Source organism: Vibrio mexicanus (assembly GCF_001012815.1).
Lineage (GTDB): Bacteria > Pseudomonadota > Gammaproteobacteria > Enterobacterales > Vibrionaceae > Vibrio > Vibrio mexicanus.
Genome location: NZ_JYJP01000133.1, coordinates 1 through 17,778, shown reverse-complemented (window position 1 = coordinate 17,778; position 17,778 = coordinate 1). Strand labels below are relative to the sequence as shown.

At 44.8% G+C, this 17,778-nt stretch carries 11 protein-coding genes, 1 tRNA gene, 3 pseudogenes and 1 riboswitch; of the genes and pseudogenes, 4 read left to right on the top strand and 11 right to left on the bottom strand.

What is annotated here, in order from left to right:
- Positions 1-83: 83 nt before the first annotated feature.
- On the bottom strand, positions 84-3,200 hold the full coding sequence (locus tag UA76_RS20355) for a bifunctional diguanylate cyclase/phosphodiesterase (RefSeq protein WP_047049749.1): 3,117 nt from the start codon (positions 3,198-3,200) through the stop codon (positions 84-86).
- A gap of 127 nt (positions 3,201-3,327) precedes the next feature.
- Between UA76_RS20355 and asnC the strand changes: the two genes are divergently transcribed.
- A complete protein-coding gene (asnC, locus tag UA76_RS20350) occupies positions 3,328-3,792 on the top strand; it encodes a transcriptional regulator AsnC (RefSeq protein ID WP_047049712.1) in 465 nt (154 codons plus the stop codon).
- Positions 3,793-3,850: 58 nt separating this feature from the next.
- Here asnC and tsrA read toward each other — a convergent pair whose 3' ends face one another.
- On the bottom strand, positions 3,851-4,132 hold the full coding sequence (gene tsrA / locus UA76_RS20345) for an H-NS-like global regulator TsrA (protein ID WP_047049711.1): 282 nt from the start codon (positions 4,130-4,132) through the stop codon (positions 3,851-3,853).
- Positions 4,133-4,219: 87 nt separating this feature from the next.
- Positions 4,220-5,379 (bottom strand): annotated as a pseudogene (locus UA76_RS20340) (multidrug effflux MFS transporter).
- Between the two features lie 135 nt (positions 5,380-5,514).
- Between UA76_RS20340 and UA76_RS20335 the strand changes: the two are divergent.
- Both UA76_RS20335 and UA76_RS20330 read left to right on the top strand, forming a co-directional pair.
- Complete coding sequence (locus tag UA76_RS20335; protein WP_047049710.1) at positions 5,515-6,474, top strand: LysR substrate-binding domain-containing protein; 960 nt, start codon at positions 5,515-5,517, stop codon at positions 6,472-6,474.
- A 94-nt stretch (positions 6,475-6,568) separates the two neighbouring features.
- Positions 6,569-8,374, top strand: coding sequence for an aminopeptidase P family protein (locus tag UA76_RS20330; protein WP_047049709.1), 1,806 nt, complete (start codon positions 6,569-6,571; stop codon positions 8,372-8,374).
- Positions 8,375-8,536: 162 nt separating this feature from the next.
- On the opposite strand, the pseudogene thiH reads toward UA76_RS20330, so the two are convergent.
- The 7 genes and pseudogenes from thiH to crcB form a co-directional block, all read right to left on the bottom strand.
- Positions 8,537-9,647, bottom strand: a pseudogene (gene thiH / locus UA76_RS20325) (2-iminoacetate synthase ThiH).
- A gap of 28 nt (positions 9,648-9,675) precedes the next feature.
- Positions 9,676-10,461 (bottom strand): thiazole synthase, encoded by a 786-nt coding sequence (locus UA76_RS20320; RefSeq protein ID WP_047049708.1) that lies wholly within the window; start codon positions 10,459-10,461, stop codon positions 9,676-9,678.
- A gap of 4 nt (positions 10,462-10,465) precedes the next feature.
- Complete coding sequence (gene thiS / locus UA76_RS20315; protein ID WP_047049707.1) at positions 10,466-10,675, bottom strand: sulfur carrier protein ThiS; 210 nt, start codon at positions 10,673-10,675, stop codon at positions 10,466-10,468.
- A 19-nt stretch (positions 10,676-10,694) separates the two neighbouring features.
- Positions 10,695-11,498, bottom strand: a complete 804-nt coding sequence (locus UA76_RS20310; RefSeq protein ID WP_238322372.1) for a HesA/MoeB/ThiF family protein — start codon at positions 11,496-11,498, stop codon at positions 10,695-10,697.
- Positions 11,491-12,789 (bottom strand): thiamine phosphate synthase, encoded by a 1,299-nt coding sequence (locus UA76_RS20305; RefSeq protein WP_047049706.1) that lies wholly within the window; start codon positions 12,787-12,789, stop codon positions 11,491-11,493. The genes UA76_RS20310 and UA76_RS20305 overlap by 8 nt, the downstream gene beginning before the upstream one ends.
- Complete coding sequence (gene thiC / locus UA76_RS20300; protein WP_047049705.1) at positions 12,786-14,729, bottom strand: phosphomethylpyrimidine synthase ThiC; 1,944 nt, start codon at positions 14,727-14,729, stop codon at positions 12,786-12,788. The genes UA76_RS20305 and thiC overlap by 4 nt, the downstream gene beginning before the upstream one ends.
- A 143-nt stretch (positions 14,730-14,872) precedes the next feature.
- A riboswitch (TPP riboswitch) is annotated at positions 14,873-14,971 on the bottom strand.
- A 65-nt stretch (positions 14,972-15,036) separates the two neighbouring features.
- A pseudogene (crcB, locus tag UA76_RS20290) lies at positions 15,037-15,419 on the bottom strand (fluoride efflux transporter CrcB).
- A 311-nt stretch (positions 15,420-15,730) separates the two neighbouring features.
- On the opposite strand from crcB, the gene UA76_RS20285 reads away from it, so the two are divergent.
- Entirely contained in the window at positions 15,731-17,257 is a 1,527-nt protein-coding gene (locus UA76_RS20285; protein WP_202906963.1) for a phospholipase D family protein, read from the top strand.
- Between the two features lie 384 nt (positions 17,258-17,641).
- On the opposite strand, the gene UA76_RS20280 is transcribed toward UA76_RS20285, so the two are convergent.
- Positions 17,642-17,718, bottom strand: a tRNA-Trp gene (locus UA76_RS20280).
- Positions 17,719-17,778 lie beyond the last annotated feature (60 nt).

Below are 17,778 nucleotides of genomic sequence, written 5' to 3'. Positions count from 1 at the left end.
TTGGTCGTTGGTGCTGATAGAAGGTCGGCAAGTTTACCCAATTTTGCACCATGCTACGAATGAATAGTGCGAGTAAATGGTACTTATCTTGCTGCCATCAACTCATCAGCGAGCTGTTGAATCGGTTTTGGCCTGCCAATAATGTAACCTTGACCATAATCCACGCCAAGTTCCACCAACTTATCAATAATATCGGTGTTCTCAACGAACTCCGCCACCGTAATTTTCCCCATCTGCTTGGCTAGATCATTTATAGAACGTACCATCACATAATCCATCTCGTTAACGTCAATATCACGCACAAATAAGCCGTCAATCTTCACTACATCGACAGGCAACTTTTTCAAGTAACCAAAGGATGATAGGCCAGAGCCAAAGTCATCTAACGCAATAACGCAACCTAGCTCTTTTAAGCGACCAAATACCTTAATCGCCAAATTCATGTTGTTCATCGCAGCGGTCTCTGTAATTTCAAAACAGAGCTTGTCGCTCGGTACTGTGGTGCGTTCCAACGCCGTTATCAGAAACTCAATAAACTCCGCGTTGCCAATCGAATGACCCGATAAATTAATTGAGCAGCGACTTATCGCCTCCAACGTTTGCGGCTGACTTTCCAACCAAGCCAAGGTATTACTTACGACTTTTTTATCAATCTTGTGTGCGATGTTATAGCGCTCTGACGCGGGCATAAAGATCGCTGGAGAAATGTAATCCCCGTTGGTTTGCCTGATTCGCACTAACACCTCAAAGTGGAGCGCTGTTGAATCTCCGCTAAGCGGTAAGATTTGCTGGGCAAACAGCTCAAGACGATCATTGGCAAGCGCATCATGCACTAAGCTGACACTCGCCATTTCTTGATGACGACGTTTTAGATCTTCATCATCTTGGCAGTAGAGGTTATAACGATTTCGCCCCTCTTCTTTAGCCGCATGGCAGGCCGTATCTGCTTGAGCATGCACCATTTGAGGAGAGATCGCCGTATCGTCAATCAGTCTTATACCAATAGAACACGTTAAGTTTAGGCTTATCTCTTCCCAGAAAAACGAATGTTCATTGAGGTTATTAATGATGTCCTTGGCAACGTGTACAGCATCGAGCTCAGTGCAGTCTTTCAGGAGTACGGCAAACTCATCTCCGCCCATGCGAGCAAGAACAGAGTTATATGGAAGGGTTTCCTCTAACGCACTGGCTGCAAACTGAATGGCCGCATCACCCGCCTCATGGCCTGCTGTATCGTTCAACACCTTCAGTTGGTCAAGATCGAGGTAAAGCATGGCGTGAGTGCGCATACGCGTCTCAACCTCTTTGAGCGCCTTTTCCAGTTCGATCTCAAACTGATTGCGGTTGAAGGTGTCGGTCAATAGGTCATGACGAGCTTGATAGGCAAGTTGGTCTGCTAGGTTGCGCATTTCAGTCACGTCTTCACCAACGATTAGCAAATGACCCGTTTCAGGCAGTGGACGAATGTTCTCTCGGATCCACAAGTCATGCCCTTCAAGATGGCGGTACTCCACTTCGCGACGCCATACCCCATGCACCGCTTGCTTAGGCTGAAGCAGTATCTGGCGAGGTGAAAGCGATGTGGGATCAGAATAAAGCTCACTGAGGTAGTGACCCAATAATTGGTTCGATTCTTTGCCCAGCAGCTGTTCAGTGAAGCTATTCACTTGCTGAATGCGATTTTGCTCATCCAACGTAATCATCATCACGGGCTGTTTATCGTAATAATGGCTTAAGCTCTTTTCTCTTTGAATTAGTTTCTCTTCGGTGAGTTTACGTGAGGTGATATCTCGCGCTTCAAGTAAGTATTTACTTCGTGTCGACAAACCTTGCGGCAATGGCTTAATAGAGACCTCTAACATCATAGATCCCTTATCCTGATGCCAGATTTCACATTCAATTTGGCTTACGCCCCCACCTTTGCGTTTAAAGAATGCTTCGAGTGCTTTCGCACCAGAAACCTCCCAGTGCTCATGATTCCAAATCGGCTTATCGAGTTGATAACCTTGAAAAAATAGCAGCTCTTGCAACTTACTATTATTCGAAACCAGTTTTCCCTCGTCATCAAGCAGCCCAATATACTGATAGCTCTGGTCAAAAATAGACTCTAATAGCAACTGACTTTCTTTAGCCGAACCTTCACTTTTTTTCAGTCGAATGAGGAAGTAAATGAGCGTGCAAACGATGATCGCCAAGCCAAGCAACAAACTAGCAACCAGTTGAATCTCTCGCTCGTAACGTTCCACAAATGACAGTGGTTTATTGAAGATGACTGACGCAGCCTCCCCTTCAATACCTAACCCCCATTTAGCGACCGCTTGGTAATCCAATTTGATTTCCGGCGTGCCGGCAATCGGCTTAGGCAGAGGTGCCTCTGGGTTGGCCAGCACCTTAACAAGGATTTCACCCGCTTGTTGTCCTTGTTTGCGTCCGCTTTGTATCACACCGCCAACCGCGCCATAACCAAGCCCTAAATCTTGCACCATATAGATTGGTGCGGTCGCTTGTTGGTTGAGCTCTCTCCAGTCATCATCGCTAATGATGTTACCGTACTTATCTCGGTAATAGATCCAAAACAGAACACCGTCAGATTCGTTCATCACCTTGAGCTGCTGCTTAAGGGAATCAAATGTCTCAGGTACAAGATGCCTAATGTAGCTGGCATAGTTTGGGTTGTGTCTAACAAACTCAACTATCTGCTGCCTAACTAGCCCGCCGGTGATTGAGTGATCACTGACTATGTGGATTCGTTTTACGTTTGGCTGAATACGCTTTATTAGAGATAAGTTACTGGCAAGGTCGATATCCTCTATCACCCCGGTTGCCAGTAATCCTTCGTGCTGCTTGGGCTGATAGTGATTGATGCCACCAAAGATGATTGGCGTCCCTTGCACGTATTCTGCAAGCTCTTTAACTAGCCTTAACGCGTTGTTATCGCTCACAACAATCGCAGAGAAAGACTCTTGCTCAAACTTGGTCTTGTATAGGCTTTTTAGCTGCTCTAGATATTCAGGGGTTTGAAGTCGTTTCGTATCGAGGTAAAGGATGCGGGTACGAATATCCTGATCTTGCAACGACTCTTGTAAGCCAGCCTGAAAGGAATCCGTCCAAAAAAAGCCGTGATGATATGAGTGAACCACCAATACGTCTTTATCTTGCTCTTGCGCTAATACGCAGCTACTACATAATGCAATAATCATGAACAAAAGACGTAGAATCACAGCACGGCTCTCAGGTGTTAGGTAGTTGTTAATGATAACATTATCTGTGATAAAGAACGCCGACTCAATCACGAAGCCATAATCGCCATCAATCTAAGGAAGACAGATGCAAATCACTCAAGCCAAGCTAGACGATCTCGACAAAGCAATCTTGAAGACCTTAATGGAAGACGCTCGCACGCCTTATGCCGAGATGGCCAAACAGTTTGATGTTAGCCCTGCCACTATCCACGTTCGAATTGAGAAGATGAAGTCTGCAGAAGTCATTCAAGGTACTGAAGTCATTGTCGATACAAAAAAACTCGGCTATGACGTTTGCTGCTTCATTGGTATTAACTTAAATGCTGCTCGCGACTATCACTCCGCGCTTGAAAAGTTGAACGCATTAGAAGAAGTCGTTGAGGCCTACTACACCACTGGCGCATACAACATCTTCGTTAAGCTGATGTGCAAGTCCATCGAAGAACTACAATATGTGCTGATCGACAAGCTACAAGCCATTGATGAAGTGCAATCGACCGAGACATTAATCTCATTGCAGAACCCAATTAACCGTAACGTTAACCCATAAAAAAACTCCCTATTTAGGGAGTTCTTTCAATCACGATACGAGCATCTTTAAAGAAATATTAGCGCTTAAGGAATGCCGCTAACTCTTCTGCTGAGATACCTTGGTCAGCAAGTTGTTTTGCCATTAGGTCGACTTGCTCATCTTTTCGAGCTTCGATCACTTGTTGAAACTGAAAAACCATATCGCGCAGTAAAGGCAAAGGCACTTGCTTCGCTGCGCTTTGAATACGCTCACCACTTTGGTTACCAAGTTCAGCCAGTAGCTTGCCAAACATCACCTTCTCTGGTGCCTCTTCGAGCTGCTCGAGAACACGAGCCATCTCGTAAGTTGTCATTGTCATTACTGCGAAAATCCACTGCTTAAAATGATTATATTAGTGCAACAAATATACACCTGTTTACTCATGAATAAAACAGTGTTTATTAGGTTAAACAGTAACTTTGTGCCATGCTTTACCGACTTTGCTTAGTAGAATGAATAGCGCTGGTGCAACCAACAACATCTGAACAGCAATCATATGCTGAGGCTCAAGATTGGCTCGTTGCATTAGACCTACCACTAATCCAGACCCACTCATTTGGAATAGACCTAGAAGCGCCGCAGCTGTCCCCGCTTTATCGCCAAATGGAGCGAGTGCTTTACCTGCTGCCGAGCCCAGTACCCATGCAAATCCGACAGAAGAGACAAAGATCGGCGTCATGAATGCCCACGCTTGCGCAGTATTTGCTAGTAGCAACATCATCACGCCAGCGAACAACATCAGAAGAACCCCACTGATTAACGTAGTGCGAGTGCCAAACGCATCCATACATTTAGGTGCCGTTAAGCATGCAATGATATTCACCACGCATTAATGCCAAACCAGAACGTGAACTCATTCATCGTAAGCCCCAAACCATCCATCAACACGACTGGTGCAGAAGTGACGTAAGCAAGAATAACCGCCATAGCTAACATACACAGTGTTGAGTGGAAGATGAAAGTTGGCGTTTTCAATACGGACCAGTAACGCTCAAGCTTAAACACAGCCTGTTTTTCCGTTGCTGGGTTGGTTTCTTTCATGTTGACCAACATAATCGCGCCAACAAAAAGAGCAAACAGCGCCATGAAGCTGAAGTTGCTTCTCCAGCCAAACTGCTGCGTAAGCCAACTTCCCAAGATTGGTGCCAATGCGGGAATAAAACAGATCGCTCCATTCAGATAGCTGATCATCTTCCCGCTTTTTTCAGGACCAAATAGGTCGCGAACTGTTGCAAAGGCCGCTACTGATGTCGCACACGCACCTAAGCCTTGTAGCAACCTAGCCATCAACATCCACTCAATCGTTTGAGCGCTCCACGCCAATACAGCACTCAAACCGTAGATAGTAATGCCTGCAATCGCAACAGTTCGACGTCCATGCTTATCCGCTAGTGGGCCAGCAAAAAGTTGCCCAACACCCATAGCAAATAAAAACCATGTAATCGTGTCTTGTGCCAGAGTGTGTTCCACGTGAAACGCCTGTGAGATCTGCGGTAACGCAGGCAGGTAAATATCGATCGCTAACGGGCTAAACAACACAAGCATGGTTAGCAAAGCAAATTGCATTTTCGTCACATTGGTTTGGGTAGAACTTTGCACAAAACAGTCCGATTATTCGATGAAATTTACGCAAGTGTAAGCTACTCTAGATATTACAAACAGTGACCTTTAGTCATTACTGTTATTCCAATAGAGAATTTCATGAAAATTGAAAAGCTTGTCCGGATGGACTTAAACTTGCTCGTCTGTCTGCATGTACTTATTGAAGAGCTTAACGTCACCAGAGCGGCGCAAAGGTTATGCTTAAGCCAATCGGCCGTTAGCAAAAACTTAGCCAAATTACGCGAACAGTTCGATGATCCTCTATTTGTTCGGCAAGCACATGGCATGCTTCCAACTCCGAAAGCAATCTATATCAAACCTAAGCTAGACAAGTTACTCAACCAGCTTGAACAAATTAGTCAACCAGAGCAGTTCGATCCAAGCGTTAGCGACTATCGTTTTCAAATCGCTGCAGTTGAAAGTGTCTACCCTCTAATCTTGCCCCACTTTCTACCTGTCGTGTTCAACAGAGCGCCAAAAGTAACGATTAGTACTCATGCTTGGGATCTGTCTACATTTAGCCAGTTGCAGCGAGGTGAACTCGATTTTGGTATCACTGGTAAAGACATCGACATCAACGATGCAAAGCTAACGATGCTTCCACCACCGGATATCTGTGAGCAAGAAATCTATCGTGATAGACAGATATGCCTAGTTAGAAAGAACCACCCTGCACTGTCAGGTGAATGGGACTTAGACGCTTACCTTATGCAGCGCCATCTTCAAGTTCGATGTGATGGCAATGATCGCTGGCTGCTAGATTACAGGCTTGCAGATCTAGGTTTAGAGCGCGACATCGCTATAACCGTGCCTGACTTCAACAGCGCGGCCAGCTTGTGTAGTTACACTGATTTCGTGTTCACTGCCCCCAGTCATTTCATTAACATGATTTCTCATCAACTTGACCTACAAACTCTGCCTTTACCACTAGAATTTCCGCCAATGGCGTATACACTGTTCTGGCACAGAGATAGAGAGAATGATCCTGCGATATGTTGGATACGAGACATAATCAATGAAAGCATTGGCTCTCTGAGAGAATTTGCAGCCAACGACTAATTAGAACGTTAGCTTAATGGGTTCAGTGTGCTCCCATGGTAACTATGGTAGTGACGTTCACTGCGCTAATAATGACGATATGAAGGATTTATCGATGTTAACAACCACCGAACAAAAGCTCGAAGCACTTCGAGGTTGGCTCAAACAACAGAGCCTAGACGCAATCATCATTCCTCATGAAGATGAGTTTCTCGGCGAGTACATTCCAGAACACAACGAACGTTTGCATTGGCTAACCGGCTTCACCGGATCAGCGGGTGCTGCCGTTGTTACCCAAGATAAGGCTGCCATTTTCGTAGATGGCCGCTACACCGTTCAAGTAACTAAACAAGTACCAAACGAACTGTTTGAGTACCGCCATCTTATTGAAGAACCGTGCCTGGAATGGGTTAAACAAAACTTAGACAGAGGCAGTAAGGTTGCCATTGATCCTAAGATGCACAGTGGAAATTGGCTGACGAACGCGCAGGCAACATTTAACGAAGCGATGGAGCTCGTTGTGCTCCCGCATAACCCGATCGATGAGTTATGGCATGACAGACCAACTGCTCAGCTATCTAAAACTTACCTGATGCCAGTAGAACACTCTGGGCAATCCAGTTTTGATAAACGTCAACAGATCGGTAAAGTACTCTCTTCTCAAGGTGTCGATGCTGCAGTCATTACATCGTTAGACTCGATTTGCTGGCTATTGAACATTCGCGGTAGCGATGTTTCTCGCTTACCCGTCTTACTATCGCATGCCATCATCGATACATCAGGTAACCTTACCTACTTCATCGATGAATCACGTATTGAAGATAGCTTTGATAAGCATGTCGGCGCTGGTGTATCTCTCCAAGATCCAAACTTATTAGAAACTGCGTTATCTAACCTTTCGAATAAGAAAGTCCTCATTGACCCCGTTACCAGCAACGCTTGGTTCACTTTAGTCCTTCAGAATGCTGGTGCTCATGTTGTTAAATCAGCAGACCCATGCGCAATGCCAAAAGCGGCCAAAAACAGCGTTGAGATTAAAGGCATGCGCGATAGCCACATTAAAGATGGTGTCGCTATGGTCAAGTTCCTATCTTGGCTGGATAAGGAAGTGGAAAGTGGAAATCTACATAGTGAAGGCGCGCTATCCGACCGCTTACATGAGTTCCGCAAAGAAGACAGTACACTGCGAGATCTGAGCTTCGATACAATATCGGCGGCGGGCAGCAATGCGGCCATGTGTCACTACAATCATTTGAATGAAGCCGAATCGACTAACCTTTCAATGGATTCACTCTACCTAGTTGACTCGGGTGGTCAGTACCTAAACGGCACAACTGATATCACGCGAACCATCGCAATTGGTCAGCCTTCAGACTTTATGATTCGCCAGTTTACACTAGCTCTCAAAGGTCATATTGGTATTGCACGAGCTCGCTTCCCTCAAGGTACTCGAGGTTACCAGCTTGATACTCTAGCAAGACAGCACCTTTGGGCTGAGGGTTTCGACTATGACCACGGTACCGGTCATGGAGTTGGACATTACTTGAGTGTTCATGAAGGCCCTGCGAGTATTTCAAAGCGACAGATAGACATCCCACTCGTTGAAGGCATGGTACTGTCCAACGAGCCTGGCTATTACCGAGCTGATGAGTTTGGTATCCGAATTGAGAACTTAGAACTTGTCGTTGAGATTCCAACGCAAGGTGACTTAAAGATACTTGGGTTTGAATCCCTCACTCGATGCCCAATTGATGTAAGAAACATCGATGCGAACTTACTGACTCGACCTGAATTGAACTGGTTGAATGACTACCATCAGAAAGTTTGGGCTGATTTAAATCATCTTGTAGATGGCGAAGTTAAGGAATGGCTCCGCAATGCAACACAACCGCTTGAGCATTCATTGATTCAGCAGGCATAGATTTAGCAGGCATACCCTCATCGTTCTTTGATAAACTCTAGCGTGAGTTTTCTCGTAGTAAAAAGGCTTCCTATTTGGAAGCCTTTTTCATGTTTCACGTGAAACATCTACAAAGAGCAGGATGAACCTGCACTCTATTCACACCGCATTATCTGTGCCCTATCATCCCGAATAAGCAGAATGCCAATCTCTCCACACTGGTCGAAGCCTTTGTTTCGAATCATAGATTCGACATCCGCTGCACTTCGCTCGTCACTTATCTCGAACTGCTCAAGCTCAACATCTTCCATTGCATATCCTCCAGCTGAGTTTTTGACGCCGCAGACATGGACGTAACGCCTAACGGCAACATATTATCGCGGAAATGAGCAGACTCTCTCGTAGACAGGGACAGCTCTACCTCTGGATTAAGCAATCGATAGGCACATATGAGCTGCACTAGTTGTTTATCAGTCATGACCGATTTGGGTTGAAGTGCACCTTTACAAGGCCTTAACCTTGGGAACGAAATAGAGTAACGAGTTTGCCAATAAGTCCTTTCGAGATAATCTAAATGCGCCGCGACGTAGAAACAGTCTGCTCGCCATTCCTCTAACCCGATAAGAGCACCGATACCAATCTTATCAATTCCGGCTTTCGCAAGGCGGTCAGGTGTATCCAGACGACGGTAAAAATCCGTTTTGTTACCACGCAAATGATGCGATGCATAAGTACTTGGATGGTAAGTTTCTTGATACACCATGACCGCATCTAAACCGAGAGTTTTCAGCTCTGCATACTGGTCTTGCTCTAAAGGTTGAACTTCCATTGCCAAATAGTTGAAGTGCGGCTTGATGATAGGCAGCATTTCGCGGAAATAGTTCATCCCTACTTTCGTTTCATGCTCACCAGTTACTAACAGCACGCTATCAAACTTCATCGCTTTGATAGCCTCGACTTCAGCAAGTATTTCATCTTTACTCAACGTACGGCGCTTGATTCGATTCTCCATCGAAAAGCCACAGTACGTACAAGCGTTGGCACATAGATTCGAAAGATAAAGCGGTACATAAAGTCCTACCGTATTACCAAAACGTTTTCTTGTGGCAGCGTAAGATAGCTGTGCCATTCGCTCTAGATACGGTTCTGCCGCCGGAGAAATTAAGGCTTTAAAATCTTCCAAATCCCGCTTATTTTTTGAAAGCGCGCGTTCAACATCAGCACTCGTCTTTGAGTAGATAGATAAACTGATGTCGTCCCAGTTAAGTTGTTTGAACTGATCAACGAAGCTCATTGCTCGTTCCTTATGTGTTTTCTATCACTCAAAGTTCATCTAAAAAATTGGTTAGTGGGCTTGATGCAACCGCATGATTTACCTGCCCAGCTAAACCAGATTCGTAAGCCATACGTCCAGATTCAACAGCAAGCTTGAATGCATGAGCCATTTCAACAGGATTACTCGCAACTGCAATTGCAGTATTTACAAGCACTGCATCGGCACCAAGTTCCATCGCAAATGCTGCGTGAGAAGGAGCACCTATACCAGCATCAACAACAACCGGCACGTTGGCTTGGTCGATAATAATCTCGAGAAAGTCTTTCGAAACGATCCCCTTATTAGAGCCAATTGGCGCACCCAAAGGCATCACTGCAGCACAGCCCACTTCCTCAAGGCGTTTGCAAAGTACAGGGTCTGCGTGACAATAAGGAAGAACGACAAACCCATCTCGAACTAGTTGCTCTGCCGCAGCTAGCGTTTCGATTGGGTCTGGCATTAAATATTTTGGGTCTGGATGTATTTCGAGTTTTAGCCAATTAGTACCAAGCGCCTCGCGAGCCAAATGCGCCGCAAAAATAGCGTCTTTAGCCGTCTTTGCACCAGACGTATTCGGCAGTAGGTTCACACCAGAATCAACCAGGGGCTTTAAAATATCATCTTGCTTGTCGTTAACGTCTACACGCTTAAGCGCCATTGTCGCAAGTTCAGACCCTGATCGTTTGATTGCTTCAGCCATGATCTGATTATTCGAAAACTTACCGGTACCGGTGAACAGACGTGAGCCAAAAGTTTTGTCAGCTATCTTTAGTTTTCTTTCTAATGCAAACATAGGTCTAGCCCCCTGCTATCGCTTGGAACAGTGAGATACTGTCGCCCTGATTTAATATTGTCGTTTGCCAAGTACTTTTAGGCACAACGGTATTGTTGATAGAGAAAACACATCCATCGTTAGGTAGGTCCAGCTCTGAGATAACTTCACTTAATGATGCACCCTTTTTCACGCTGGTCGGCGTATCATTGATTACTACTTGTATCGTTTCCATATTTAACCTAATTGCCAACTTAGAAATCTGCTTTCTGATGAGCACCGCACACAGAACATGTTGGGTCTTTCGGAATCGTCAGTTGCTGCCACTGCATTGTTTGCCCGTCAAAGAGATGAATTTTGCTCGTCGTGATTTGCTCGTGCATGCCTGCTAAATGTTGAATGCTAAGCAGTGCTTGCATGTTACCTATCACGCCAACGATTGGGCCTATTACACCAAGATCACTACACCTAGCATTTGCCTGATTTTGATTGTTGCCATGTTCTTTCGGATATAGACATTCATAACACCCCATCGTTGATGGCATGTCATCACCCAAGGAATACATAGCAACTTGCCCGGTCCAACCAATTGCCGCTCCCGAAATAAGCGGTTTCGAGTACTTATAACAAACTTCATTTAACTGATGTCTGGACTCAAAATTGTCACTACAATCCAAGACAATATCAGCTAACGATACTTCAAGACCTAGCTGAAAACTGTCCATTCGTTTGTTGATAGTCCGAATACTGACTTTCGGGTTTAGCGCGTTTAATTGTCGTTTCGTTGCAGCCACTTTGCTAACACCGAGATCTTCCTCACGATAGATGGTTTGACGATGAAGATTGCTGACATCCACTACATCATCATCTGCGATAACAATTTTACCGATGCCCGCACCAGCCAAATACATCAATGCAGCACTGCCTAACCCACCACAACCGATAACTAATACGGAAGCATTAACTAAGTTGTGTTGACCTTCTTCACCAATTTCTGGCAAAGATACTTGGCGTTGATAGCGAAGAAATTCAGCATCAGAAATCGTTTTTTTAGACACGCACAGATCCTTCTAACATTGTTCCTTCAAGCATCTTTTCAGCTTGCTTAGTTTGCTCTAACTGAGGACTGCTATGCATTATTTGATCGAAGCTCTGTATGACTTGTTTGGGATCGTCGGCTAACGTTATAGCGCGTACAACAGCTAAACTCGATACACCTGTTTCCCAAACTTTAGGGGCCGTTTCCAAATCGATCCCACCAATAGCCACCGTTGGGTAACCCACGTTATCGCCATAAGGAATAGTGTCGATCAGTTGCTGATACAGAGCCAATCTAACTAGGCCTTGCGGCTTCGATGGCATGACTTTAGTCGTGGTAGGGAAAATATGTCCAAGCGCAATGTAGCTAGGGTTGATTTGGACAATTCGTAGCAACTCATAGTATCCATGAGTGGATAAGCCAAGATGAATTCCAGACTCACTCAATAGAGTTAAGTCAGACTCCTCAATGTCCTCTTGGCCAAGGTGTACACCGAAGGCTCCATGTTTAATTGCAAGCTGCCAGTAATCGTTAATGAACAAGTTGGCCTTGTATTGATGTCCAAGCTCTATTGCTCTCGCAATACTCTGCTCTAGGTCTGGCTGTTGAGGATCTTTGATTCTTAGTTGGAGCGTCTTAATCCCAAGTTTAAGCAAACGCTCAATCCATTCAGCGCTGTCTACAACAGGATACAGGCCCAGATTCTTGTCGGCATGATACGGGAATTTAACGTGATGACTGCGCGTAGACCATCCTACTTTGATATCGAGTAAAGCATTTTCCAATACTGGCGTTGGGAAATCATGGAACGACTTTGGCCATGTTTCACGTGAAACATTACGTAGTCCTCCTGCCAGAGTCATACAATCTTCAATAGGAAAATCTAGACTTAGCAAGCTGGCAATATGGCAAAGATGCTGGATATTGGCCGCGAGATCAGGAGCGTCACTCTCGGAAATATCTAGCGCTTTTAAGGTGCCATCATTCCAGATGTCATAAATGCCATCATTAACCTTTACTGATACCAGCACATTACCTTCTGTAGGTAATGCATCGAGCTCTTGGCTACCTAGCTCGTTAGGGTATTGAATATGGAAAGTACACGCATCATTCTCAATATCATCACAAAGTAAGTTAGAAGAGAGAGATAAGCTCGGTTTACCTTCGGCCTCAATGACAATAGATTGAGTTGGGCTTACACCCAACTCGATATCATCAATAGACAACCCCTGCTCTTGAGCCAAAAGCAGGGACTGTTGGATATGGCCAGTAAACTCGATTCTCGAAGAAGGAATCAAGATTTTCACTATTGCGTCTCCGCCTCACTAGTTACTGCCGCGTGATAAAGTTCTGATCCTGTTGAACGGAATTCTTCAGATTTCTTACGCATTCCTTCTAAAGGATCGTCTAACATCTTCACCTGAATTGCCTGGTCACGAGCAACTTGCTCAGTGTCTTTAGCATACTCACGAACTTCTTGAGATATCTTCATCGAACAGAATTTCGGACCACACATAGAGCAAAAATGAGCAACTTTGCCTGATTCTTGAGGAAGCGTCTCATCATGGAACGCACGTGCGGTATCTGGGTCTAGAGCAAGATTAAATTGGTCTTCCCATCGGAACTCAAAGCGCGCTTTAGACAGTGCGTTATCACGAACCTGCGCACCTGGGTGACCCTTTGCTAGGTCAGCAGCATGAGCAGCAAGCTTATAAGTAATTAGGCCCGTCTTAACGTCTTCCTTGTTAGGTAATCCTAAATGCTCTTTCGGTGTTACGTAACACAACATTGCACAGCCATACCAACCAATCATAGCTGCACCAATACCCGAAGTAATATGGTCGTAACCGGGTGCAATATCGGTCGTCAGTGGGCCAAGAGTATAGAATGGCGCTTCATCACAATGCTCAAGCTGAACGTCCATATTCTCCTTAATCATGTGCATTGGCACGTGACCAGGGCCCTCAATGATGACCTGTACATCGTATTCCCAAGCGATTTTAGTCAGCTCACCTAATGTACGTAGCTCGGCAAACTGAGCTTCATCATTCGCGTCTGCAATCGAACCAGGACGTAAACCATCACCCAGTGACAGAGCGACATCGTACTTAGCACAGATTTCACAGATCTCTCTGAAGTTAGTGTATAGGAAGCTTTCTTCGTGATGAGCAAGACACCACTTAGCAATGATAGAACCACCGCGCGAAACAATACCCGTGACACGTTTGGCCGTCATCGGCACATAACGAAGTAGAAGGCCTGCATGGATTGTGAAGTAATCAACCCCCTGCTCTGCTTGTTCAATTAGCGTATCTCGCATGACTTCCCAATTAAGGTTCTCTGCGACACCGTTAACTTTTTCTAGAGCTTGATACATAGGCACCGTACCGATTGGTACCGGGCTGTTACGAAGAATCCACTCACGAGTTTCGTGAATGTTTCGGCCAGTAGACAAGTCCATTACCGTGTCGCCACCCCAACGAGTCGACCAAACCAGCTTTTCTACTTCTTCTTCAATTGAAGAAGTTACCGAAGAATTACCAATGTTGGCGTTTACCTTCACTAAGAAGTTACGGCCAATGATCATTGGCTCAGATTCTGGATGGTTAATATTCGATGGGATAATCGCACGACCACGGGCAACTTCATCACGCACAAACTCAGGAGTAATATCTTCTGGTAGTGTTGCACCAAAACTTTGACCAGGATGCTGCTGCGTCAACACTTCGTTGCGGTACTTAGCGCGGCCCATGTTCTCACGAATGGCAATGTATTCCATCTCTGGAGTGATAATCCCCTGACGCGCGTAGTGAAGCTGAGTAACGCACTTGCCCTCTTTAGCACGGCGAATTTTAGGAAGGTTGCCGTAACGTAAATCATCCAGTGTTTCATCCGCTAGGCGCTCTTTGGTATATACAGAGCTCACTTCATCTAGCAGCTCTGTATCCGAACGCTCTTCAATCCACTGCTTGCGAAGCTTAGGTAGGCCGTTGTATAGGTCTATGGTGTGCTCAGGATCGGTATAGACACCTGATGTGTCATACACCCGAATAGCTTCATTCGGCTCAAAGATAGGCGCTTCTTTTGTCCCACCTATTAAGCTGTCAGCCAACGCGATTTCACGCATAGGCACTTGAATGTCAGGACGTGAGCCTTCGACATAAACTTTGGTTGAATTTGGATAAGGTTGTACTGATAACGTATCAATAAACTGTTTTGCTTCCAGTCTCGCTTGCTTGCGACTCGACATAGCATTTTTCCTTAATTGTTATTCTAGAAGAAAGAACTTAGATAAAAATGCTTGGCGGAAAGATGCGACAAGAGGTGCTGTTGTACGGTGATTCAAAGCTCATGCACAACAGATATAGGATAGATCTATTTAGACAACGGAATAGAGTATCTTCTCTTGTTCCCTTCGCAGGTGTTAACCTGATCAGGTTCAACGGATCCCGAATAAACGGTCTCAGCCTAATGGCACTCCGACAAGTAGATGCATTATAAGTAATCGATTTGTTTAAACCAAGTTAATCGATTAATTTTAACGCAGTAAATTTAAATTAACTCTTAATGATAAATTGAAAACCCACCCACGCAGCCGTGATGCTTAAGGTGACATTAAGAATGACATTCAAACCCATCTTTAGATATTCACCCTGATGCATTAATGTAACATTGTCCATCGAGAATGTTGAAAAGGTAGTCAAAGCGCCTAAAAAGCCAAGGCCGATGATCTGGCGCCAAGGTTCTGTGGCTAACGACCCATTTTCAAAAGCAGCAATTAAGCAGCCCATAATGAGAGAACCGACTACGTTTACGGTGAGTGTGCCGTAAGGAAACCCTCTACCAAGCAGAGTCGCACAAAACTCGGAAACCAAATATCGGGAACAAGCACCAAACGCCCACCCAATGCAATAAAACCTAAAATAGCGAACTGACTCATAACGCCTCCAAATTTTAAACTGTCGCTATTGTAGCGGTAAGTGTTCGAAAATGGACCTACAAATAGAAAAAACTCAGTGAGACTATATAGAATAACTAACGTCGTTTTAAAAAGTTACAGGAGTCACTTATTAGCAACACACAAACCATTTAACAGTATGAGAGTCTATATAAGTTACGTGCAAGACAAAACAGTGCGAATTTGAGACACGTACGGCTTAACAAAGTAAAGAAATAATAGAGACATTGAGTCACTACAAGTATCGGTAGTAGCATATGCAAGGCATTGATATCCACGGATCGGAGTCACGAATGAAACCCAATTTCTACCCACTCTCCTCTCGCATACTCCTATTAGGAAGCCTCACTGCTTTGCTCAGTACATCCAGTTTAGCCAACGAGTATTGCTCTGAACTTCCCCATAGAGAAATTAAACCATTGTCAGTTCATATGGCGAAGTACGAAAAGCAACTGCAAGGAAAGAGTGGAGTATACGTTTTAGAGCAAGGCACAGAAGCTATGATGTCCCGAGCTTGGTTAACGGATAGAGCTGAAGAGTCGATTGATATCCAATACTTCATTTTCTCTGTGGACAATATAGGACTGATAGCAACAGAGTATCTAGTACGAGCTGCCGATAGAGGTGTCAAAGTTAGAGTGCTGGTAGACGACATAATGCTAGAGGCTAAAGGGAACGAACTGTTCTTACTTGCTAGCCATCCTAATATCGATATCAAAATATATAACCCAAACGCGAACGTTGGCAAAAATATAGTTCAGAAAGTCGCAAACCTAGCGATCGACTTTCATGGCTTTAACCAAAGAATGCACAACAAGATATTTGTAGTGGACAAGAAGCTGACGATAACTGGCGGACGGAATATTGCAGATGAGTACTTTGGCTTTGATCATACCTATAACTTCAGGGATCGAGATGTACTGCTCGCAGGCGAAGTATCCGACAGTATCAACACGTCATTTGAAGAGTATTGGCAACATGAGCTCGCTGTACCAGTTCAGAATCTCGTATCAAAAAGTCCCTTAATCGAAGACCCAGACTTCTCGAAATTGCACCAGTACGCTTGCGACCCGAGCAATTTTCATCCGGAGATCCGAGCTCAGATTGAAGAGGTACCTAATACTTTTGCCGAGCTAATTAAACAGGGAAAGCTGCAGTTTGTTGACGGCGTAGAATATGTCGCAGATAAGCCTGGAAAAAACGATCAAGAGACCTTTCTTGGAGGCGGTAGTGTAACGAAAGATAGACTGGTCGAACTCGCGACGACTGCTAAACGACGTATCCTTATACAGACACCCTACCTTGTTACAACGAAAGCTGACAGAGCATTTCTTGCGGACCTAGTAAACAAAGGTATCGATATCAGAATACTCACCAATAGCCTTGCTTCTAACGATAACCTAGAGGCCTTCAGTGGCTATCAAAGAGATCGAAAAGCGTTACTTAAAACCGGTGTCGACATTTATGAGTTCAGACCAAACGCGCAAGTTCGACAGAGAGTAATGACCGAACATATGCACAAACGTTTACCGACTACGCCAATATTTGGTCTGCACTCAAAAACCATGACCATTGATGAGCATACTACTGTCATTGGCACGTATAACCTGGACCCTAGAAGTGCAAACCTTAATACAGAAAGCTTCACTATCATTCCATCTAAAGAAATTACCCAAAGCGTGAGAAATGGCATGCTCGAGGAGATGGAGCCTGAAAACGCGTGGCGAATTACCAAAGATTTCAACCCTGACAACACGGTGAGCATTTTTAAGCGGTTAGGTGTGAAGATACGTCGCATTGTCCCTAAAAGTATACTCTAACACTCAAACATAGCGCGAAGGGCTCTATATGCTCTTGTATGAACCCATATAAGTAGATACCTATTACTTTATGTATCAGTCCTAAAGTAACGTTTAGAAAGCGATAGAGCTCTCAATGTAATCTACATCAAAAAGCTCCGCCCTTTTGGACTGAGCCCTTCGGTAATACTCACATCACTCGGGGGCTAGGAACACTTCCTAATACTTACTTTTACATATCTATAAACCTAGAAAGCCCCAGCATTTCTGCTAAGCTTCTAAGATGGCCAAGGTAGAGGATTCGACCGGGCTGGCGATCCAGGGGGACGCCTAGTTATCCCAACATTGCTTCGCAGAAGCAACAGATACAAAAAAGCCCCAGCATTTCTGCTGAGGCTTCTAAGATGGCAGGGGTGGAGAGATTCGAACTCCCAACACGCGGATTTGGAATCCGCTGCTCTGCCAATTGGAGCTACACCCCTAAAATTCTATATAGCAAATTCACAAAAACCTCGCGTTAGCGAGGTCTTGGAATAAATGGC